Origin of the sequence: Actinomadura geliboluensis (assembly GCF_005889745.1) — a bacterium.
GTDB lineage: Bacteria > Actinomycetota > Actinomycetes > Streptosporangiales > Streptosporangiaceae > Spirillospora > Spirillospora geliboluensis.
Genome location: NZ_VCKZ01000143.1, coordinates 1 through 19,827 on the forward strand (window position 1 = coordinate 1; position 19,827 = coordinate 19,827).

Consider the following 19,827-nt stretch of genomic DNA (forward strand, 5'->3'; position numbering starts at 1 on the left):
ACCACGGCCCGCACAGACACCATCCGCCCCGCCCGACGATCGACGGGGCCCGCAATCCCGGTACGCACGACCCCGCGGACTGCGCTACAGTAAACACGCCCGCCCAGAGCGGGCACCGGGACGTAGCGCAGTTTGGCAGCGCACTTGACTGGGGGTCAAGGGGTCGTGGGTTCAAATCCCGCCGTCCCGACAGAGAAACACCAGGTCAGAGGGGCTTCGGAGATCACTCCGGAGCCCTTTTTCGATCTTGAAAGTCGATGGGGAGCCAAGGGGGAGCCACCACCGGCCGGCCTACGCCGACTCGCCCGTACCGAACACCGAGTCGGCGACCCGCGCGCCCCTGCTGATCACCGGCCGGAGCTGATGCCGGTACACCTGCCCGGTGACCGCCGGGGAGGAGTGCCCGCACAGATCGGCGATCGCCTCGATGGGCACCCCGCCGTCACTCATGATCGAGACGAGTGACGCAACTCGCGCGGAGACCAGAACTCCCCGAGCCCCGCCTTCTTGGTGACGAGCCGGAACGCCTGCCGCACTTCGCCGCTGGCCGATCTTGATACTGCGCAGACGCCCCGTCCGCAGCAGCATGTAGACCCTGTCGCGGCCGACCTGCAGAATCTCGGCGACCTGCTCGACCGTGTACACGCCTCCACAAACCCCCTGTTCCATCGAGGACTCCTCGGCCGCTGCCTCGTGCGGTCTCGTCCCTCCGAACCCGGGACGCGCGACTGGCACGGTCAGATGGTCGATTCCCTCCGGCCGTGTCACGGCTCGTAGCGGATCGCCTGTACGACGGCGTCGTCCACGACGCAGTACACCGTGCCGTCCATCGCGGTGCAGTACTGCACGCTGCCCACCGTGCGGAGGACGTCTTCGAACTCGAAGCGGTGGCGTAGGCGGCCTGTCGGCAGATCAAAGACCGACAGGCCGTCGACGGCGCCGTAGTACACCAGCGATCCCGAGATCAGGGGCCGTTCACCCAGTCCCTGGCCCACTCCGCGCTCCCAGCGGGGCGCGCCGGTGGCGGCGTCGAGGGCGACGATCCGGCCCTCGTTGTCGGTGGCCACCGCGAACCCTCCGCCCACCTCGGGGACCAGGAAGCCACGCGACCCGCCGCTTCCCGCGGTGCCCGCGACGGGGCGCTGCCACCGCCGGCGTCCGGACGCCGGGTCGAGGGCGTAGAGGGTGCCGTCCTGGCCGCCGACGAACACGGTGCCGCCGGCGGCCCCCACCGGGGCTTCCCTCCCATGCTGGGACGCCGCGGCGCCGCCAAGGGGGACGCTCCACCGCTTCCGGCCGGTGGCCGCCTCCAGGCCGAGGACGGAGCCGTCCTCGGCGACGACCACCACCACGTCGCCCGCCACCAGCGGCGTCGTGGCGGCGCCGGCACCCGTCCGCACCTGCCAGCGCGCGTTGCCGGTGGCGATGTCGATCCCGTAGACGAAGCCCTTCTCCGAGCTGAAGCAGCACAGGCCGCCCGCGAGCGCCGCCTGTGTCCGGAGCAGGCCGTCCACGCGGTACTGCCAGCGCGGCCGGCCGCTCGCGGCGTCGTACCCGTACAGCCCGTACTCCCCGGTGCCGCTGCTTCCGGTGAGGCAGACGACTCCGGACCCGGCGACCAGGACGGGCACGAGACCGAAGCTCTTCAGCGACTGGGTCCAGAGGACCTTGCCGGTCGCCTCCTCGAACCCGACCACGACCTCGCGGCCCGCGGAGTCGTAGAGGAAGGCCCTGCCGCCGAGCAGGGCCGGCGATGAGTCGCGGGCCGCCGTGAAGTCCGCCTGCCACCTCTGCCGCCCGGTCCGGGCGTCGAGCGCGAACGTGCGGCCGTCCAGCCTCGTGGAGCCGAACACGTACACGGTCCCGTGCGACGCCACGAGCCGCGTCCTGACGTACATGTCGTCGGGCAGCTCGAACGTCCAGCGGACCGGGGAGTCGCCCCGCCGCAGGAGGAAGGCGCCGGCCGAGCCCGCGGCCAGGGCCGCCAGGACGCCGCCCGCACCGAGGGCCAGGAAGGCGCGGCGGCCCGAGCCGCGGGGGACGGCGGTCTCGCCTCGCCGGGCGACGTCGTGCGCGATGGGCGGCGGAAGCCAATGTGTGCCTCGCGCGGCGGCGGCCGGGTCGGCGGACAGCTGCGCCAGCAGCCGGTCGGCGCCGGGCCTGCGGGCGGGATCCTTGTCCATGCAGGCCGCGATCAGCGCGCGCAGGCCGGGATCGGGGACGCCCTCCAGATGGGGCGGCAGGTGCATGACGCGGTACACCATCTCGTGGACGGCGCCCCGCCCGAACGGGCCGGCTCCGGTGGCGGCGAAGGTCAGGACGGCGCCGAACGAGAACACGTCCGACGGCGGCCCGGCCGCACCGCCGGACGCCTGCTCGGGGGACATGTAGGCGGGGGTGCCGAGGGCGACGCCGGTCCGGGTGAGCGCGGTGGCCTCGCTCGGGCGGGCGATGCCGAAGTCGATGACGCGCGGTCCTTCGGGCGTGAGCATCACGTTGGACGGTTTGAGGTCGCGGTGCACGACTCCGGCGCGGTGGATCGACATCAGCGCCTCGGCGAGCCCGGCGCCGAGCGCGCGGACCGCGGGGGGAGGCAGCGGCCCGTGCGCGGCGACGGCGTCCTCCAGGGACATGCCGCGCAGGAACGCCGTGGCCAGCCACGGCGGCGAGGCGTCGGGGTCGGCGTCCACCACCGGGGCGGTGTAGACGCCGCCGACGGCGCGGGCCGCCGTGATCTCGCGCCGGAACCGCGCCCGGAAGTCGGCGTCCTCCGCCAGGGCCGGGTGAATGATCTTGATGGCGACCGTCCGGCCGCCGGGTGAGCGGCCGGCGAAGACCTGCCCCATGCCGCCCTCGCCCAGCCTGGACACAACGCGGTAGGGCCCCACCTGCCGCGGGATCCCCGGACGTGTCGCGGACATCGGCTCCCCGTCTTTCACCCGGTCGCGGTGCCCGATCCACCGCGCGCGTCGAGAGCGTACAGGTAGCCGTCCTTGCAGCCGGTGTAGACGACACCGTCCGCAACGGCCGGGCCGGACTCGATGCCCCCGGCGGTCCAGAAGCGCCACACCTTGCGGCCGGTGCCGGCCTCGATCGCGTACACGCCTCCGTTGGAATAGATCCCGCTGGGGACGTACAGGGTGCCGCCGGTCAGGACGGGGTTCGCGTGGATCTCCCCCTCCACCTGGACCTGCCAGCGCATCGTCCCCGTGGCGGGATCCAGAGCGGAGACCTTCCCGCCGTAGTCGCACACGTACACCAGGCGGTCCGTCACCACCGGCCGGGACGTGGCGGTCTCCCCCATGTCGAACGTCCAGCGCGGCTTGCCGGTACGGGCGTCGAGCGCGTGGACCTTCTCCCCCTGGAAGTCGGCGAAGCAGACCATGCCGTTCGCCGCCGTGGCGTCCTGGACGCCGTTGGGGGACTGGTACGTCCACCGGGTCCGTCCAGTGGAAGCGTCGTAGGCAGCGAGTCTCTTACCGCTGGGAACGTAGACCATGCCGTCGGCGACGGCGGGGGTATGGGCGGCGCCGCCGCGCCGCCATCGGACCGCGCCCCCGGACGCGTCGAGCGCCTGGAGGGCGTCGCCGCCGCAGAAGACGAGCCCCCGGTCGACCATGGGGTCCGCCTGGGTGTTCCCGACCGTCCGCCGCCATTTCAGCTTGCCCGTACGGGCGTTGACCGCGTGCAGGACTCCGTCCTGGGAAAGGGCGTAGACGAGGCCCGACGCGACGGCGGGACCGGTGACGATCCGCTGCGCGGTCCGGTATCGCCACCGCGGTGCGCCGGTCTTCGCGTCGAATGCCAGCAGGCCCCGCTTCTCACTGCCCACGAAGACCTGTCCGCCGGCCACCACCGGGGTGGAGATGAGGTATTCGTCGCCGGAGAAGCGTTTCCACAGCACCTTGCCGTCTCGCATGGGCGGGGGCACCGGTGCGGGGGACGTGGTGGGCGGCACGGCCGGCGTCCGCCCACCGGGCCCGTCCGAAGAAGAGGCCCGCAGTGCGCGGGCCAGCGCCACGACTCCCCCGGTGCCCAGCACGACGCCCGCGGCCGCTCCGCCGAGGAGCAGGAGCCGCCGCCGTTCCGGAGCCCCGGCCTGCCGGGGCTCGGTCAGCGGGACGTCCGGCACGTCCGTGCCCGCCTGGAGGATTCGAGCGGCGATGGCGTCCGGCAGCCAGCCGACGCCGTGCAGGTCGGTGCTCTGCGGCACGAGGGGGGCGAGCCGGTGAAGCAGCCGGTCCGGGGGCGGCCTCCTGTTCGGGTCTGAGTCCAGGCATGCCTCGACGACCGCGCGCAGGCCCGGATCGGTGACGGCATCGAGCCGCGGCCGCTCGTGCACGGCGCGGTAGATCAACACGTGGGGCGGTCCCTGCCCGTAGGGGCCGGCGCCCGTCGCGGCGAAGACCAGGACCGCGCCGAGGGAGAAGACGTCGGCGGCGGGCCCCGTCGGTGCCCCGCGGGCCTGCTCCGGCGCCATGAAGCCCGGGGACCCGACGGCGAAACCCGCCTGGGTGACGACGGCGCCGCCCGCGGCGTGGGCGATGCCGAAGTCGATCACCTTCGGCCCGTCGAGCCCCAGGATGACGTTGGACGGTTTGAGGTCGCGATGCACGATCCCGGCGCGGTGGATCGACACCAGCGCCTCGGCAAGCCCGGCGCCCAGCGCCGCGACGGCGGGAGCCGGCAGCGGCCCCGCCAGGTCCAGCGGCACGCCCGGCAGGTACGCGGTCGCCAGCCACGGCAGGGCGGCGTCGGGATCGGCGTCCATGACGGGCGCGGTGAAGGCGCCGCCCACGGCCCGGGCCGCATCGACCTCGCGGCGGAACCGCGCCCGGAAGCCCGGATCCTGGACCAGCTGGGGGTGGACGACCTTGACCGCCACGAGCGTCCCGCCAGGGGAACGTCCCAGGAACACCTGGCCCATGCCGCCGGTGCCGAGCCTGCCCAGCAGCCGGTGGCCGCCGACCCGCCGGGGATCACCGGACCGGAGAGGCTCCATGCCCGCCCCCGCCCTCTCTCCTGCTCCTGACCTGCGTGGACCACGCTCCCGTCCGCGCACTGAGATGCCGGTGCGTACCGCCCCATTCGCCTGCGTCCGCCAGCGAGACCGCCACGATTCTGACAGAAGAGGACGAGATGCTCAGCGAAGTCGCCCCCACGGCGGCGCCCGACCGATCCGGGCGGCCGGCGCGGGCGATCACTTGCACTGGGGGACGAGGCCTGCTCCACTGGCGGTCTCATGGGGACGGTCGGCTCGAATCAGCGTTCGCGTGGCCCGGGGCAGACCCGGAGGGCGATCACCGAGGCCCTCCTCGATCTTCTGCGAGAGTCCGGCAAGGTGCCGACCGCCGCCGATATGGCCCCTCGGCCCGTCCTCGCAGTTGGAGACGGTCTGCCGAGATTTCTGCCAGGAGGTGAACGGCCGTGTCCACCGCGAGACCAAGCGCAGGCCGGTCGAGTTGCTGGCCGAGGAGCGCCAGCGGCTGCACCCGTTGCCCAAGGCGCCGTCCACTGCGGCATTCGGCACCACCCGCCGGGTGAACTGGTACTGCACCATCTCGGTCGAGGGAGTGCGGTACTCGGTTCCGCACCGGCCGGTCGACACCCGGGTCTGGGCTCGGTTCCACGCAACTCATATCAGCCCAACTCTTCCCCAGATCATCCACCGCCATTCGACATCCTGACGGGGCTGAGCGAAACGGACGGGGCCAAAATAACGAACCGTCCCACGGTTTACGTACCAGCATAATTTAGGTGACAATGGTGGAGACTTCTGATCTTGCTGGAGGCATTGGTCTGTGCCGCTTCACGACCCGGTGGCGGTCGGCCGCCGCCGGGCCCGGCGGTGACCGACCGGGCCCGGCGCTGCGGGGCTCAGCGGGCGTAGACCTCCAGTGTCCACTTCCCCGCCGGCTTCACGCTCTTCATCAGTTTTGCCAGCGCGGCGTCGCTGGTGGCGTGTACCTTGCCCGCCTCGGCGGGCAGCACGGCGATTTTGATTGCGTTCGTCCCGCCTTCGACGTCCTGATCCCAGATGATGCCCGTGGATTCGGCGATCTCACAGTCCACGACCTTGGTCTGCCCGCCGGTCCGGACGACCGCGACCGCCGCGCCGTCCACGCACGTCACCCGTATCCGCATCGACTTCCCCGGCTCTTTGAGCGGGACCGTCCGGGACCTGCCGTCGGCGCTACCGGTGACCCGCGCCAACCGCTTCAGCCCGGTCACCGCAAGCCGCTTCGGCTGTGTGGGCGGACGGGTCCCCATGTTGCAGGCGTCGGTGTTGCACTGGCCGCTGTAGACGCGGACGCTCCAGTTCCCTGACGTCGGCTCGTGGCTGCCCAGGTACCGGTCGATGCCGATCATTGAACTCAACGTGTTCGGGTTCTGTTCGCTGCTGTCCTTCAACGGGAGAGCCACGACCTCGATGGTGATCGGCACGCCCGGCGTGACCTTGGAGACCGAGGTGGAGTTGTCGTCGGGTGAGCCCTGGCTGCAGCCGCCGCTGCTGAAGGCACCGTTCTCCCGCTGCTGGTAGACCATGAAATCGCCGGAGCACCGGAGGGTGACGCCGATGAACGGCCCGGTCGGCGTGATGGTGAACCGTCCCTTGGCCCGAATTTTTGAGAAGCCGACCTCCTGCAGCGGCTGCATGCCGTCCCGCCCCGCAGACCTCTGGAAGTCCTGGTTGACGACGCCGGCCATCGTCGGTGCGAGCGCGTGCCGGTCGCGGGCGTTGCCGTCCTGCTGCTGGGCGACCCCGAAGGCCGCCCCCGCCATCAGCACCACGCCGAAGGCCGCGGCGGCGGCGCGCAGCCGGTTGCCGCGCCGGACCCGGCGGCGGACGCCGTCCAGCAGATCCGGGGACGGAACGCCGCGAGCGCTCTCGGCCTCCATGACCTCGGTCAGGTCCTTCAGTTCGCGTGCCATCGCTCACTCCCCTCCCTGCGGTACGGCGGCCAGGACGCCCGGATCGATCCGGAGTTTGGTGAGGGCCTTGCTGGTCTGGCTCTTCACCGTCCCGACCGAGCAGCCGAGCACCTCGGCGACCTGCGGCTCCGACAGGTCCTCGAAGAAGCGCAGCACCAGCGTGGCGCGCTGCCGGTCCGGGAGCCGGCCGAGCGCCGCCCACAAAACCGCCTTGTCCTCAGCGGCGCCGATGCCGTCCGCCGGATCGGGGCCGTCCGGGGGCCGTTCCGTGGGCCGCTCGCCGCGCCAGTGCCGCTTCGCCCACGACGCGTTCGTGTTGACCAAGATCCGGTAGACGTACGGATCGGGGTTGTCCTCGATCCGCCGCCACGAGCGCCACGCCTTGACCAGCGCCGTCTGCAGCAGATCCTCCGCCTGCGCCCAGTCGCGGCACAACAGATAGGCCGTTCTGAGCAGCCGCGGCGACCGCTCCGTCACATACGCCGCGTAGTCCGGGCGCTCCCGCATCCGACCTCCCAGTAGATCTCTCTCCGACATCTACCGGCTGGCCCCCCGAAACGGTTGCCCGGCAAGCGAGTCTCTTCCACATCGAGGTGCCGGTTCTGCAACTACGCCATTCGACCGGCCCACCTACACCAAGCGGGCCCTGGCCCTTCATCCTTGCGGTCCTGCTTCGTTCAGGCCTTCAGTGCGGGATACCGCCGCTCAGGTCGCGGGCGCCCTTGCGCAGCAGATCACCCGCCACGTACGCGCCCAGATCCTCGCCCTTGTCCGGCGGCGCCCACTGAGCCTTTTTCAGCGTGCTGCGGTCTCGCGGAGTTGAAGGGTGCGGACGGCTTTGGCGAGGCGGCCGGCGCGGTGGGGGCAGCAGCGTGGCTTGCGCAGGATGCGCCATGATTTGAGCTGGGCGTTCGCGCGTTCGCCGGGTCCGCGGAGCTTGGCGTGTGCGCGGTTGGCGTCCCTTGTAGAGCTTGGGGATGTGCGCGCCGGCGCCCTGGTAGGCCTTGTCGGCCAGCACGAGCAGCTCGGTGGCGGCCAAGGCCCGGATGACGCCCCAGAACCTGGCCGCGGTCAGGTCGTGGACCGAGCCGCGCAGCGGTCCCGACACCCACAGCAGGGTCCCGTCCGGTGCGGCGATGACCTGGAGGTTCATGCCGTGGCGGCGATGCTTTCCCGAGTAGTGGGGCCGGTCGGCGGCGACCCGGTCGATCGAGATCAAGGTGCCGTCCAGCACCAGGCGGGGCACCTACGGGGTGCACGACCCCTTGCTGTCGGCGACCCGCAGGCTCAGTGTCGTGCCGTAGTGCTGGCGCATGCTCTGGCCGACGGGCGGGTCCTGGGTGCAGACGGTACGTTCCAGGTGCGAGCTGTCGTCGTATCCCTCGGTCACGATGGGCTCGCTGCTGACGAGCGGGAAGCCGAGCCGCAGGGCGGCTTGCTTTGCGTCGGTGCCGGTCTTGCCGACGAAGTTGGGCACGACGGGCCAGGTGGTCACACGGCCGTCGGGCGGGCAGGACACCTGCGGGGGAAGGAATCCCAACTCCACCTTCTTCCCCTGAGGGTCCTCGACCTGCGTGCAGACGACCCAGGTACCGGAGTAGGACTCGCCGTCGAACAGGTGACCGTCGGGCAGGGCCCTGAACGCCGTGGTGTAGGCGGGCCAGGAACGCTGCAACTCGCCGCTGACGGCGTCGAGCTTCTTTCCTTTGAAGGAGGGCAGGACAGGTGAGGGACGTGGCGATTTTGCGCCGCTCCCCGCGCTCCCTGCGGCGGAAGTGCTGTCGCCGCCCGAGCAGGCCGCCAGGCCGAGCACGGGCACCATCAGCAGACCAAGAGTTAAGGGTCGGATCCCCACCATGTGCCGCTCCCGAACATGATCAGACATGAACGCGGCGATCGTAACCGTCTCCCCCGCCGCCGGGCGGACTTTTCCGGCACTCGCACGGTAGATGCCCAGACCGCCCCGCTTCACGGTGCTGATGCTGCCATCGAGGTGCCGGAAGCGTCGGCTCCTCGTCGGCTCGCTGCTGCACCAGCTCCACCAGGTGAGTCGTACCTTTCACCCCGCCACCTGATGCGCAGTGGATGCCCTGGACCTTGCACACCGACACACCTGGAGCACTGATCAGCCACGGCAACATCGCACCCTGGCATGTGGTCTTTGACCAGAACCGCCCGACCGGGCTGATCGGCTGGGAGTACACCGGGCCAGTCGACCCCCTCGATGAGGTCGCCGTCACCGCCTTCTACTGCGTGCAACTCTTCGATGATGACGTCGCCGAAGAGATCGGGCTGCCACCCGCCGCCACCCGCGCGGAATGGTTCAAGGCTTTCCTTGACGGTTACGGGCTTCCCCGCCGTCAACGCACCGATCTGATCGACCGGATCCTGCACTTCCTGATCAAAGACAACGGCTGGTACTCACGAGTTCAGGGCTTCACCCAGCACAACACTCACACCGAGGGGCTGTGGACCCTCGCATGGCAGTCCCGGGCCGCACTATGGACCCTCGAACACCGCGAACTCCTCACCTGCACAGCCGCCCGTTGACCGCACCCGCCGGTCGGCGACCGGCTGGGAAACGACCACTCTCAACCTTTCCCTTCGCCAGCTGATGGCGAAGGATGAGGTCAGGTGCCGCACTTCATCGTCTCGGTCCATATCCGGGAACCGGCCGGCTTGGTGCCCTTGGTGACCATCACGTGCGGGTCGTCCGTGCGCTGGGCTTGGCGGTGGGTCAGGCGGCGCTGCAGGATCGTCCAGCTTGCCGGGTCAGTGGCAGCGGGTGGGGCCGATGCCCGAGCCGGACCGTCCGATCATCTGCCGGTGTCGTCCTGCAGGATCCGCTGTTTGCCGCACCCGGGACAGGTCGCCTTGGCGGCCGTCTCGCTCCGTCGCCGCCAGCATCGGCAGCGCTCGAGGAACCCCTGGACCGGATGAGCCGCGATCGAATAGGTTTTCGACCATGGTTCCGGGGCTACTGTGCGTACAGCACTGGCTGGACAAGGACGCTCAGCAGCGCCTAGCAGCGGATATCGACGCCGCGCCCTGGTCGTCGCAACTGCGGAGGCGTGTCCAGCACTACGGGCATCGTTACGACTATGGCAGTCGTGGCGTGGGCGGCGCTCCGGCCCCGCCACTCCCCGGCTGGGCGACGGCACTGGCCCGGCGGCTACATGAGGACGGCCATTTCGACCGACAGCCCGACCATGTGATCGTGAACGAATACATGCCTGGTCAGGGCATCAGCGCTCATATCGACCGCATTCCTTCCTTCGGCCCTGTCGTCGCCTCGGTCAGTCTGCTGTCGGCGTGCGTTATGGAGTTCACTCACCCTCAGGAAAAAACGCGCGTGCCAGTACGCCTCGAATCCGGCAGTCTGTGCGTGATGACAGGCCCCGCACGATTCACCTGGCGGCACGCCATCCCAGCGCGGAAGACCGACCCGGGCCCCAACCGGCGGGTGCCCCGCAGCCGACGTGTGTCCGTGACATTTCGAACGGTCCTGCAAGAGAACTCTACGACGCTGACACGCTGACCTGCTCTGCAGGTTCACTCGGCATGGTTCTGCATTAGGGCCTCGCGCGCCGCTTCTACGTTCCTGGCCCGTTACTCGCACGTCCCCTGTGATGTCCCTGGGCAGTAGCTGTGTATGCGTTCGCGAAAGCCAGGACATGGCCGCAGATGCCATGACCCTACGATGATCCGATGAGCCAGGCCGCCCTTAAGCCGTACTGGAATACCAACGTCGCGCGTCACCCTGGCATCCTGCGTGCCGTCCCGGAGGGGTGCAGCGATGCGCTGGACGTTGGCTGTGGGGACGGTCTGCTCGCACGCAAGCTGACCGGGCGGGCAAAACGCGTCACTGGCATCGACAGCTCGCCAAGGATGATCGCCCGCGCTCACGAGCTCGCCGCCGGTGACCCGGATCTCAGGTTCCTCGAGGGCGACTTCCTCTCCGTCGATCTCCCGGTCGAGGGCTACGACTTCATCTGCTCGGTATCCACGATCCATCACATGGACTTTGAGGCGGCCCTGACCCGCATGCGCGAGCTACTGCGTCCCGGTGGCACGCTGGTGGTGGTCGGCCTGGCCTGTGAGAGGACTCCGGCGGAGTGGGCAGCGATGATCGCGGCCGCCCCGGTCGTACGGACCATCAAGGTGCTGCGCCGTGCGCACGGCCCGGAAGGGATGCCGGTCGCCGACCCGCAGATGAGCTACGGGCAGGTGCGAGCCGCAGCGCGGCGACTGCTGCCCGGCGTGCGCTATCGCCGACACGTACTCCGCCGCTACTCGCTGACCTGGGAAAACACCCGACCGCTAACCAGGGTTAATTAGTCATGGCGGTCAGGTGCGTGGACGGGCCCGCTGGTGTGGGCATATGCCAGTCGCATGGCCGGACACGATGGTTTGTCCGCCGTGGGTGTAGTAGCGGGTGGTGGTGACAGTGCCGCCGCTGAGGCGGAGCTCCATTCCCGGCAGATACAGGACGCTGCCGGTGTTGTCGCGGCGGATGAGCCGGTTGCCGTCGGCGTCGTAGACGAACGGATCGTCCGGTGGTCCGTCCTTCTCTGGAATGGTCGCGTCGAGACAGGCGCGGGTGAATGACCCGGGTGGTGAGCCCGGTGGCGGCAGCTCGGCCTCGAACCGCTCGACCGCGTCCGGGATTCTGTCGCGCATGGCATCCCAGGTGTTCGCTTCACCAGCGGTTCGCCACCTGCTGCGCGATCAGTTCGTCGTAGATCTCGCGCACACCCGCCGATGCCTCCTGTGACAGCGGAGCGGCGTCGGCCGCGGCGGCGTTGTCGCGGGCCTGGTCGGGCGTGCGGGCGCCGGGGATCACCACGGACACCCCGGGCTGGTCGATGATCCAGCGCATCGCGAACTGCGCCATCGTGATCCCGTCCGGAACCAGCGGCCGCAGGCGGCGCACCGCCTCCAAGCCCGTGCTGAAATCCACACCGGAGAAGGTCTCGCCGACGTCGAACGCCTCGCCATGCCGGTTGTAGGTGCGGTGGTCATCGGCGGCGAACGTCGTGTGCTCGTCATAGCGGCCCGACAGCAGGCCGCTCGCCAGCGGCACTCGCGCGATGACGCCGACTCCGGCCGCGCGCGCCGCCGGCAGGACCTCCTCCAGCGGGCCGAGCCGCAGCATGTTGAGAATCAACTGGACGGTGGCCACGCCGGGGCGGGCGATGGCGGCCAGCGCCTCGGCCCGGGTCTCCACGCTCACTCCGTACGCGGCGATCCGGCCCTCCTCCACGAGCGTGTCCAGGGCGTCGAACACCGCGTCGTCCTGGTAGACGGCCGGAGGCGGGCAGTGCAGTTGCACCAGGTCGAGCCGTTCGACCTGGAGATTGGCGCGCGACCGGTCGGTCCAGGCACGGAAATTGTCCAGGGTGTAGATCGACGGGTGCTGCGGCATGACGCGCCGCCCCATCTTGGTCGCCACCATGACGCCCTGGACGCCACCGCCGCGCAGGAACCGGCCGATCAGCTGCTCGCTGCGTCCGTCGCCGTACGCGTCGGCGGTGTCGATGAACGACACCCCGGCTTCCACCGCGGCGGACAGGACCGACAGCGCCTGGCGGTCGTCGACCGTCCCCCAGTCCGCGCCCAGTTGCCATGCGCCCAGGCCCACGACGCCGACCTTCCGACCGGCGCGCTGCAGCATTCGCTCTTCCACGGGTGTCCCCCTCTGCTCCATCGGTCTGCCGCTCGGGACACGGTCGCTCCCGACATCGACAGTGAATGTTACCGATAACACTTCGCCACGGTGCTCGGCGGGCAACAGGGGCAGGCGGAAGGGACGGGCAGGTCGGCCGCCGGAGCCGCCTGGTCCGGTCTGGCCAGGCGGCTCGCGGGACGTGACGGAGCGGGCGCGGGCCTCTTCGCCTACCTCGGGGGCGATGGCGGGCGGAGCTCCACCAGCCGGTCCTTCCAGAGGTTCTCGATCTCGCGGAGGCTTTCGAGACCGCCGGGAGTGTCCACGTTCAGGCCGAGGTCGCCCAGCGACGACCGGCCGTCCGCCTTCCGCAGCGTCTCGAAGGTGTGGTCGCCGATCTCCGCCGAGCCGGCGGTGGCATGGTTCGCGGTCAGCCGGGCCCTCTCGGCGCCTCCCGGGGTGATCGTCCTCTCCAGCCGGGCGGAGCGCGGCAGGCTCGGTACCAGTCCCGTCAGGTCGCGGAGCTCGCCGCCGGTCTTGGTGGCGATGACGTCCCCGATCACCAGGTGGTCCAGGCGGGTGGTCAGGAAGCAGCGGATCGCATCCTCCACCGAGTCCACGATCGGCTCGGCGTGGTTGTTGAAGGACGTGTTGAGCAGCACGGGCACGCCGGTCCGCCGCTCGAACGCGTCCAGCAGCCGCCAGTAGCGCTCGTTGACCTCCCGGTCCACCGCGTGGACCCGGGCCGTGCCGTCCACATGGGTGATCGCGGCCAGTTCCGACGCCCTCTCCGCGCGGACCGGGACGGTGAACACCATGAAGTCCGGCGCCGGGACGTCGGACGGGTACTCGAAGTAGTCCCGCAGGCGCTCGGCCTTCACCGACGGTGCGAACGGCCGGTAGGACTCCCGGTTCTTGACCATCAGGTTGATCCGTCGGTGGTTCTCCGCGGGGCGCGGGTCCGCCAGGATGCTGCGGTTGCCCAGGGCGCGCGGGCCGAACTCCGAACGGCCCTGGACCCAGCCGACGACCTTTCCGGCGGCCAGCAGTCCGGCCGTCTCCTCCGCCACGTCGGCGGAGCGCCGGAAGTCGAGCAGACCCCGCCATTCGGCCAGTCGCTCCTCGACCTCGGAGTCGCCGGGGATTCCCGGGCCCCAGAACACGTCCCGCACCCTCGCGCGCGGGAGCCGGCCGGCCGATTCCCGGTGGACCTTGAGGGCGGCTCCGAGCGCCGCCCCGGCGTCGTGCGCGGCCGGGTGGACGAAGACCTCCTGGAATCGCCCGCCCGTCAGCAGTTTCCCGTTGAGCGTGCAGTTCTGCCCGACTCCGCCGGCGATGGCGAGCCGCCGGTGCCCGGTGACCCACCGCCAGTGCTCGATCATGTGCAGCGCGAGGTCCTCGGTCGCCTGCTGGAGCGCGGCGGCGAAGTCCATGTGCCGCCGGGTCATCTTCTCGCCCTTGCGCCGGGGGACGATGCCCGCCCTGAGCGCGAGCAGCTTGAGCCGGTTGTGGTCCATGTCGAAATGGCCGTCGGAGCGGAGGTCGTAGAGCTCCTCGAAGAGCTTCCGGTAGGTCGCGGGGTCGCCGTACGGGGCGAGCCCCATGACCTTGTACTCGTCGAACAGCCGGTAGCCGAGGATCTCCGTGCCGGCCGTGTAGAGGTGCCCGATCGACCGGTCGATGTCCTTGGAGCCGAGGAGTTCGACCCGGTCCCCGTCGGCGCTGTAGAAGGACGTGGACACGCCTTCCCCCTGGCCGTCCATGACCATCACGAGCGCGTCGTCGTACCCCGACTGCGGATAGGCGGAGTAGGCGTGCGACTCGTGGTGCGGGACGAACGCGAGTTTCTCGTCCGGCAGGTCGTGGCCGAAGAGTTCGCGGATCCGCTCCTTGATCAGTTCTCGGCTCCATTTCACCTCCACTCCGGGATGCTGGGAGTAGAGCTGGAAAAGCACCTTGTCGACCCATTCTTCGGTGAAGAAGAACGCGACCTTGTCGACGTCCGCGATGGTGATGCCGGCCCTGGCCAGCACCGCGCGGACGGCGTCGCCGGGGAACCGGTTGGTGTGCTTGATGCGGCTGAGCCTTTCCTGCTCCACGGCGGCGACCACCCGGCCGTCGCGCAGCAGGACGGCGGACGCGTCATGGAAGAAGTACTCCGGCAGGCGGGGGATGAAGTCCTCGTCGGGCCGGGAGAAGAAGCAGTTGAGCCCCAGTACGTACATCGTCGGCCTCCTTCCTGGGCACCGCGGTCAGCTGTCCGTGGGGACCGCCGTGGAGGACCCCATGCTCGTGCCGTGCGCGTCCAGCGCCTCCACCTTGACGAAGCGGGGCAGCGGGTCGAGGCGGACGGCGGTGTCGAGCCCCTGCCACGCGGCCTCGGCCACCGGCTTGAGGGCGGCCGGAGCGTCTCCGCCGAGCACCCGCCAGCGGGCGACGCCCGTCGCCCCGTTCCAGCTCGCGTGCAGCGCCCCGTCGGGTCCCACGGAGACGGCGGGGGGCGCCGCAGGCTCGGCCGACCAGCGCGACCGGTAGACGCGGTAGCTGCTCCAGCCGGCCGGGAGGGTGGCGTCGAACAGCAGGCGCCCGCTCTTGGCGAACTCCGAGATCCGGCTGCTGGATCCCCAGCTCACGAGCGTGCCGCCGCCGGGCGTCCGCTGGCTTCCGCCCTCGTTCTCCACCGACTGGAGGACGGGGTGGGTGACCTGCCCGAGGAACGCGGCGGTCCGCCGCCGGGCGTCCACCCGGACGCGCACGACACGCGACTCCCAGCCCGGGGACCCCGCGACGCTCCCGTTGTCGAAGATGCGGTAGGTGCCGCGTCCCTCCGGCATGGCGTCGTGCTGCCAGTTGAACCGCACCCCGGCGCCGAGGCGGAACGAGCTGTGGCGTCCGCCGAGCCTCCAGAGCACCGCTCCGGTCTCCCGGTCCACCTTGTAGACGGTGGAGGTGGTGCGGCCGGAGACCAGCAGGTCGCCGTCATCGTCGACGGCCACGGAGTTGACGTGGAAGTAGTCGTAGGGAGCGCCGTGCGTCAGTTCCACGGGCATGTCGCTCTCGGTGATCGGGACGTGCTGGAGGCTGCTCCACCGCATGATGCGGCGGCCGGTGGCGACGTCGATCTCCTCGACGACGCTGTCCACCGCCTGGCCGTCCTTGGGGCCGCCCACCGGCGTCAGGTCGTACGGCACCGTCCGGTAGCTGGTGACGAGGGCCGTGCCCTTCTCGGTGAGCGCGAACTCGTGGAGGTCGGGCGCGTAGTCGCCGTCGGGCCGGACGGTGGCGATGACGCGGTAGGAGGAGTCGGCGATGTAGCCGACGCCCTTCCCGATGCCGGTGTTGCTGCTCGTGCCCTGCCACCAGGTCAGCACGGGCTTGCCCCGGTACCGCTGGACGCGCAGGTCCGTGGCGAACTGGCCGGCGGGGACGGGGCGGAACCACACCACCCGCCCGCGGTCGTCGAGGATCTGGGGGCCGTGCACGGCGCCGGAGTCCCTGGCGGACTGCGGCGTGGCGAAGAGCAGCCCCGGGGAGGTTCCCGGCCGGTGGGTCACCACGGTGAACCTGGGCACCTCGCCGGTCTGCGCGGCGGGTGCGGCGGGCGCGAGGGCCGACGCGGACGCCGCCCGCGAGGCGTGCGGCGGGAGGGCGGAGGCGGAGGCGGCGCAGAGGACGGCCGCCATGCCGACACCGCCCAGGGCGGTGGATCGGCGCAGGCTCAATGAGAACACGCGTGCTTCCTTCCGGAGTGGACGGCGGGCCGTGGTCCGCGGCCGCTCAGCGCTTCGCTCCCTCGCCGGGAGCGCCGATCCACTGGGTGAGGCGCTCCCTGGCCACCTGGTCGGACTCCTGCGCGACGCTTCGCGGCGGCGCCTTGAACAGCCATGCCGACACCCACTCGTCCACGGCGACGTCGCCGCGGTCCATCGCGAGCTTGGCGATCCGCGCGGCGTCGATCACCACGCCGGCCGAGTTGGGCGAGTCCGGGACGGTCAGCTGCATCTCCAGGTCGATCCTCGCGCCGCCGAACCCGCTGCCCTCGCAGCGGATGAACGCCTTCTTGGTGTCGCCGAGGAAGGGGACGAAGTCGGACGGGCCGATGTGCACCCGGTCGGCGGGGAGATCGCCGTCGTAGGCGTCGGTCACGGCCCCGGTCTTGGACTGCTTCTTGGACGCGAGCCGCTCCCGCTCCAGCATGTTGTAGAAGTCCATGTTGCCGCCGACGTTGAGCTGGTAGGTGCGCTCCAGCGCGATGCCCCGGTCGGAGAACGCCCGCACCAGCGCGCGGTGCAGGTAGGTGGCGCCGAGCTGCGACTTGATGTCGTCGCCGATGAGCGGGAGGCCCGCGTCGCGGAAACGCCGGCGCCACTCGCCGGTGGAGGCGATGAAGGCCGGCACGTTGTTGACGAACGCCGTCCCGGCCTCCAGCGCGGCCGCGGCCCACCACTCGGTGGCGCGCTGGGAGCCGACCGGCAGGTAGTTGAGCAGCACGTCGACCCGGGCCGCCCGGATCTGCTCGACGATCTCGGCGGTGCGGTCCCCGGCGGTCTCGGGGGCGAGGCTCATCCGCTCCTGGTAGCGCGTCCCGGCGCCGTCCAGGGTCGGGGCGCGCAGCACCTCGACGTCGTCGCCGATCGGGAGGAGGTCGCCCTGCGGGATGCCGATGTCGAGGTTCTGGCCCGCGGCCCTGGCGGACCACAGGTCCTTCCCCACCTTCTCGGTGTCGACGTCCCAGGCGGCGACGGGCTCCACGGACCCCGCGCCGTAGGGGCCCACGTACGGGAACATCAGCCCGGAGGTCACTTCGGGATTGGCCCGGTAGAAGGCGGTGCCCTCGATCAGCGCACGCGCGCAGTTGCCGACGCCGATGATGCCGATACGAGTCCGAGGAGTGTCCATGTTCAGCCTTCCGCGATCGTTTCGATGAGGGTGCAGACCTGCTCGACCTCGTCGTCGTTCCAGGTCATGGGAGGGCAGGCTTCGGTACCGAGGCAGAGGGTCCCGGCGGCCGCGCGGTCGGTGCCCGGAAGGTCCGGTCGGTCGGTGCCCGGAAGGTCCGGTCCGCCGGGGCCGCCGAACGCGGGGTGCCGGTGCAGCGGGAGCGCGCCCCAGCGGTGGGTGGGCACGCCGGCCGCGGCGAGCGCGTCCGCCATGCGGCGCGCCTCCCCGGGGTCCAGGCCGGGGGCGCCGAAGCGCACCTTGTGCCAGCCGGGTTCGGTGCCGTCCGGGGCGTGCTGGCGCCACAGGCTGAGCCCGTCCATCGTCTTGTGCAGCCGGTCGGTGACGTCCCGCGCCCGCGCGACGCGGACGTCGAGGTCGTCCAGGCGGTGCGCGACCATCGCCATCGACAGCTCCGACGGCCGCCAGTTGTGCCCGCCGGGCCACCGCACGCCCGCGTTCGAGCGGTGCTCCCCGGCCGGAACGCCGTAGTCGCGCAGCTCCCGGAGGCGGTCCGCCAGCGCGGCGTCGGAGGTGGTGACCGCGCCGCCGTCCGGGGCGGTCACCATCTTGGCCGCGGAGAACGACCAGGCGTGGGTGCCGGACGCGCCGACGTGCCGGCCGCCGATCCGGGTGCCGAGCGCCTGGCAGGCGTCGGTGAGCACCGGCCCCCGGTCCAGGCCGTGCGGGACGCCGTGCAGGTCCACCGCGATGACCAGGTCGGCGTCCGCCGGCAGGTCCGGGCCGAGCGTGAGGGTGTCCGGCCGGACCTCCTGGAACAGCAGCGTCGCCCCGATGTGCCGGGCGCCGGTGGCCGTCCCCGCGAAGGTCAGCGACGGCAGCGCCACCCGGGTGCCGCGCCCGGCGCCCAGGGCGTGCAGCGCGGCGTGCAGCGCGGAGGTGCAGCTGTTGAACGCCACCGCGTGCGGGGCGCCGGTGAGGCCGGCCATGCGCCGTTCCACCTCGGCCGTCCAGGGACCGTCGGTCCAGACGCGGGAGCGGGCGACCTCGCCGAGGAGCTCCGTCTCGCGCTCGGTCGGCACGGTCGGCCAGCGGCGGCCGTGCAAATCCATCGAGGCCATTTCACCTACTTTCCATCGTCGGCGCGGTGCGAATTCCGGATGAACGGGTGATGGCTGCATTTCGCACCGGGGAGGACCGCGTTCTCGCGGAGATCTCAATTTCCCCGCACCACCCTGAGTCTGCGGTGCCGTGCAGCGATTGATAATCCCTTTGTGGTCGCGCTTACGCGCTACCCGGATGGGCATGCCTGACCGAGGTCGCCGCTGTCGCGCCGGACGGCCCGGACCGCGACGAGCACCACCGCGAGCCCGGCGAGGTTGGTCACGGCGATGGTCCCGTAGAGCAGGTCCTGGCTGTGGAAGCTCCGGGCCAGCAGGCCGCCGACACCGATGATCTGCGCCGCGTACACCGCGTTCAGCAGGAGCGCCGCGCGGCCCCGGCCGATCTGCTCCATCACCGTGATCGCCATGAGCACCATGCCGAAGCACAGGTAGGTGGGGCCCACCTCGTTGAGGTAGCGGGCGCATTCGGCGGCCATCCGCGAGTCGCCCGCCATCACCAGCCCGATCACGTCGCGGGCCGTCCAGACCACCAGCGCCACGGCGCCGTAGACGGCGGCCGCGATCCGCAGGCCCGCGCCCATCGTGGCCGGGTTCAGCCCGCGCCGTCCCGCGCCGCGCTGCTGGTTCATCACGATGGCCGTCGCGGAGCCGAGCGCGATGGCCGGGATGACGACCAGGCTCTGCACGGTCGCGGCGGCGGCGAACCCGTTGCGGATCCGGGGATCGAACGGGCCCAGCACCCACATCAGCGCCAGGTTGGTCGCGAACACCGCCACGTACGAGATCCCCACCGGCAGGCCCACCGACCGCAGCCCGCGCAGCACCTCCGGGCGCCAGCCGACCGGCCCCCGCAGCCCGGCGCGCCGCAGCAGCACGAGGCCCAGCACGCCGCCGGACAGCCCGGCCGCGGCCGTGGCCACCGGCACCGCCATCACGCCGAGCGCCACCGGATCGAAGCCGAGCACGGCCACCAGCGTGATCTCCACGGCCGCGTTCGACAGCGTGATCAGCGCCGCGGCGCGGGCCCGGCCGGCGCCGCGCAGGCAGGAGGCCGCGAGCACCGGGACGATCAGCGTCAGGTTGGCCGCGGCCATCCAGCGCAGGAACGACACGAACTCCGCGTCGGCTCCCGCGCCCACCTGGAGGAACCGGGCCAGCGCGGGCGCCGCGACGGCGATGACCTGTCTCTTATACACCTCCGACCCC

16 protein-coding genes, 1 tRNA gene and 2 pseudogenes are annotated in these 19,827 nt (G+C 71.1%); 5 read left to right on the plus strand and 14 right to left on the minus strand.

All coding sequences use genetic code 11. The features are described from left to right. Positions 1–116 precede the first annotated feature (116 nt). A tRNA-Pro gene (locus ETD96_RS20045) sits at positions 117–190 on the plus strand. A gap of 101 nt (positions 191–291) precedes the next feature. Here the strand turns inward: ETD96_RS20045 and ETD96_RS45980 are convergent. The 3 genes from ETD96_RS45980 to ETD96_RS20065 all read right to left on the minus strand — a co-directional run bounded on the left by ETD96_RS45980 (position 292) and on the right by ETD96_RS20065 (position 5,002). Next, positions 292–669 carry a helix-turn-helix domain-containing protein gene (locus ETD96_RS45980; protein WP_205719361.1) on the minus strand — a complete coding sequence of 126 codons (378 nt, stop codon included), beginning with the start codon at positions 667–669 and terminating at the stop codon, positions 292–294. A gap of 95 nt (positions 670–764) precedes the next feature. After that, positions 765–2,921 (minus strand): outer membrane protein assembly factor BamB family protein, encoded by a 2,157-nt coding sequence (locus ETD96_RS20060; RefSeq protein ID WP_138638003.1) that lies wholly within the window; start codon positions 2,919–2,921, stop codon positions 765–767. Between the two features lie 14 nt (positions 2,922–2,935). Continuing rightward, complete coding sequence (locus tag ETD96_RS20065; RefSeq protein WP_138638004.1) at positions 2,936–5,002, minus strand: outer membrane protein assembly factor BamB family protein; 2,067 nt, start codon at positions 5,000–5,002, stop codon at positions 2,936–2,938. A gap of 379 nt (positions 5,003–5,381) precedes the next feature. On the opposite strand from ETD96_RS20065, the pseudogene ETD96_RS46775 reads away from it, so the two are divergent. Further along, positions 5,382–5,651 (plus strand): annotated as a pseudogene (locus ETD96_RS46775) (Mu transposase domain-containing protein); the annotation flags it as partial. Between the two features lie 226 nt (positions 5,652–5,877). On the opposite strand, the gene ETD96_RS20075 reads toward ETD96_RS46775, so the two are convergent. The 4 genes and pseudogenes from ETD96_RS20075 to ETD96_RS20090 form a co-directional block, all read right to left on the minus strand. Further along, positions 5,878–6,933: a hypothetical protein gene (locus ETD96_RS20075; RefSeq protein ID WP_138638005.1), complete on the minus strand. Its 1,056-nt coding sequence runs from the start codon at positions 6,931–6,933 to the stop codon at positions 5,878–5,880. Positions 6,934–6,936: 3 nt separating this feature from the next. After that, entirely contained in the window at positions 6,937–7,440 is a 504-nt protein-coding gene (locus ETD96_RS20080) for a SigE family RNA polymerase sigma factor (protein WP_138638006.1), read from the minus strand. Between the two features lie 178 nt (positions 7,441–7,618). Further along, positions 7,619–8,170, minus strand: a pseudogene (locus ETD96_RS20085) (transposase family protein); the annotation flags it as partial. Between the two features lie 9 nt (positions 8,171–8,179). After that, entirely contained in the window at positions 8,180–8,905 is a 726-nt protein-coding gene (locus tag ETD96_RS20090; protein WP_138638007.1) for a PASTA domain-containing protein, read from the minus strand. A gap of 113 nt (positions 8,906–9,018) precedes the next feature. On the opposite strand from ETD96_RS20090, the gene ETD96_RS20095 reads away from it, so the two are divergent. From ETD96_RS20095 to ETD96_RS20110, 3 genes are all read left to right on the plus strand, one after another. Next, entirely contained in the window at positions 9,019–9,483 is a 465-nt protein-coding gene (locus tag ETD96_RS20095; RefSeq protein ID WP_138638008.1) for a phosphotransferase, read from the plus strand. Between the two features lie 415 nt (positions 9,484–9,898). Continuing rightward, positions 9,899–10,471 carry an alpha-ketoglutarate-dependent dioxygenase AlkB gene (locus ETD96_RS20105; RefSeq protein ID WP_138638009.1) on the plus strand — a complete coding sequence of 191 codons (573 nt, stop codon included), beginning with the start codon at positions 9,899–9,901 and terminating at the stop codon, positions 10,469–10,471. A gap of 170 nt (positions 10,472–10,641) precedes the next feature. Next, positions 10,642–11,271 carry a class I SAM-dependent methyltransferase gene (locus tag ETD96_RS20110; RefSeq protein ID WP_138638010.1) on the plus strand — a complete coding sequence of 210 codons (630 nt, stop codon included), beginning with the start codon at positions 10,642–10,644 and terminating at the stop codon, positions 11,269–11,271. Positions 11,272–11,280: 9 nt separating this feature from the next. On the opposite strand, the gene ETD96_RS20115 is transcribed toward ETD96_RS20110, so the two are convergent. The 7 genes from ETD96_RS20115 to ETD96_RS20145 all read right to left on the minus strand — a co-directional run. After that, on the minus strand, positions 11,281–11,613 hold the full coding sequence (locus tag ETD96_RS20115; protein WP_138638011.1) for a hypothetical protein: 333 nt from the start codon (positions 11,611–11,613) through the stop codon (positions 11,281–11,283). Positions 11,614–11,632: 19 nt separating this feature from the next. Further along, positions 11,633–12,619, minus strand: coding sequence for an aldo/keto reductase (locus ETD96_RS20120; protein WP_138638012.1), 987 nt, complete (start codon positions 12,617–12,619; stop codon positions 11,633–11,635). 209 nt (positions 12,620–12,828) lie between these two features. After that, positions 12,829–14,823 (minus strand): carbamoyltransferase family protein, encoded by a 1,995-nt coding sequence (locus ETD96_RS20125; RefSeq protein ID WP_138638013.1) that lies wholly within the window; start codon positions 14,821–14,823, stop codon positions 12,829–12,831. Positions 14,824–14,850: 27 nt separating this feature from the next. Further along, a complete protein-coding gene (locus tag ETD96_RS20130) occupies positions 14,851–16,329 on the minus strand; it encodes an arylsulfotransferase family protein (protein WP_205719364.1) in 1,479 nt (492 codons plus the stop codon). A 46-nt stretch (positions 16,330–16,375) separates the two neighbouring features. After that, complete coding sequence (locus ETD96_RS20135; protein ID WP_138638014.1) at positions 16,376–17,497, minus strand: inositol-3-phosphate synthase; 1,122 nt, start codon at positions 17,495–17,497, stop codon at positions 16,376–16,378. 2 nt (positions 17,498–17,499) lie between these two features. Next, positions 17,500–18,609 carry a DegT/DnrJ/EryC1/StrS family aminotransferase gene (locus tag ETD96_RS20140; RefSeq protein WP_171069128.1) on the minus strand — a complete coding sequence of 370 codons (1,110 nt, stop codon included), beginning with the start codon at positions 18,607–18,609 and terminating at the stop codon, positions 17,500–17,502. Positions 18,610–18,788: 179 nt separating this feature from the next. Beyond that, positions 18,789–19,827: MATE family efflux transporter (locus ETD96_RS20145; RefSeq protein ID WP_205719365.1), on the minus strand; the 1,039-nt coding region annotated here is incomplete at its 5' end.

Coding starts and splice junctions, on each gene's coding strand:
- ETD96_RS45980 (WP_205719361.1), bottom strand. CDS start 669: ATGGAACAGGGGGTTTGTGGAGGCGTGTACACGGTCGAGCAGGTCGCC.
- ETD96_RS20060 (WP_138638003.1), bottom strand. CDS start 2,921: ATGTCCGCGACACGTCCGGGGATCCCGCGGCAGGTGGGGCCCTACCGC.
- ETD96_RS20065 (WP_138638004.1), bottom strand. CDS start 5,002: ATGGAGCCTCTCCGGTCCGGTGATCCCCGGCGGGTCGGCGGCCACCGG.
- ETD96_RS20075 (WP_138638005.1), bottom strand. CDS start 6,933: ATGGCACGCGAACTGAAGGACCTGACCGAGGTCATGGAGGCCGAGAGC.
- ETD96_RS20080 (WP_138638006.1), bottom strand. CDS start 7,440: ATGCGGGAGCGCCCGGACTACGCGGCGTATGTGACGGAGCGGTCGCCG.
- ETD96_RS20095 (WP_138638008.1), top strand. CDS start 9,019: ATGCCCTGGACCTTGCACACCGACACACCTGGAGCACTGATCAGCCAC.
- ETD96_RS20105 (WP_138638009.1), top strand. CDS start 9,899: ATGGTTCCGGGGCTACTGTGCGTACAGCACTGGCTGGACAAGGACGCT.
- ETD96_RS20110 (WP_138638010.1), top strand. CDS start 10,642: ATGAGCCAGGCCGCCCTTAAGCCGTACTGGAATACCAACGTCGCGCGT.
- ETD96_RS20115 (WP_138638011.1), bottom strand. CDS start 11,613: ATGCGCGACAGAATCCCGGACGCGGTCGAGCGGTTCGAGGCCGAGCTG.
- ETD96_RS20125 (WP_138638013.1), bottom strand. CDS start 14,823: ATGTACGTACTGGGGCTCAACTGCTTCTTCTCCCGGCCCGACGAGGAC.
- ETD96_RS20135 (WP_138638014.1), bottom strand. CDS start 17,497: ATGGACACTCCTCGGACTCGTATCGGCATCATCGGCGTCGGCAACTGC.
- ETD96_RS20140 (WP_171069128.1), bottom strand. CDS start 18,609: ATGGATTTGCACGGCCGCCGCTGGCCGACCGTGCCGACCGAGCGCGAG.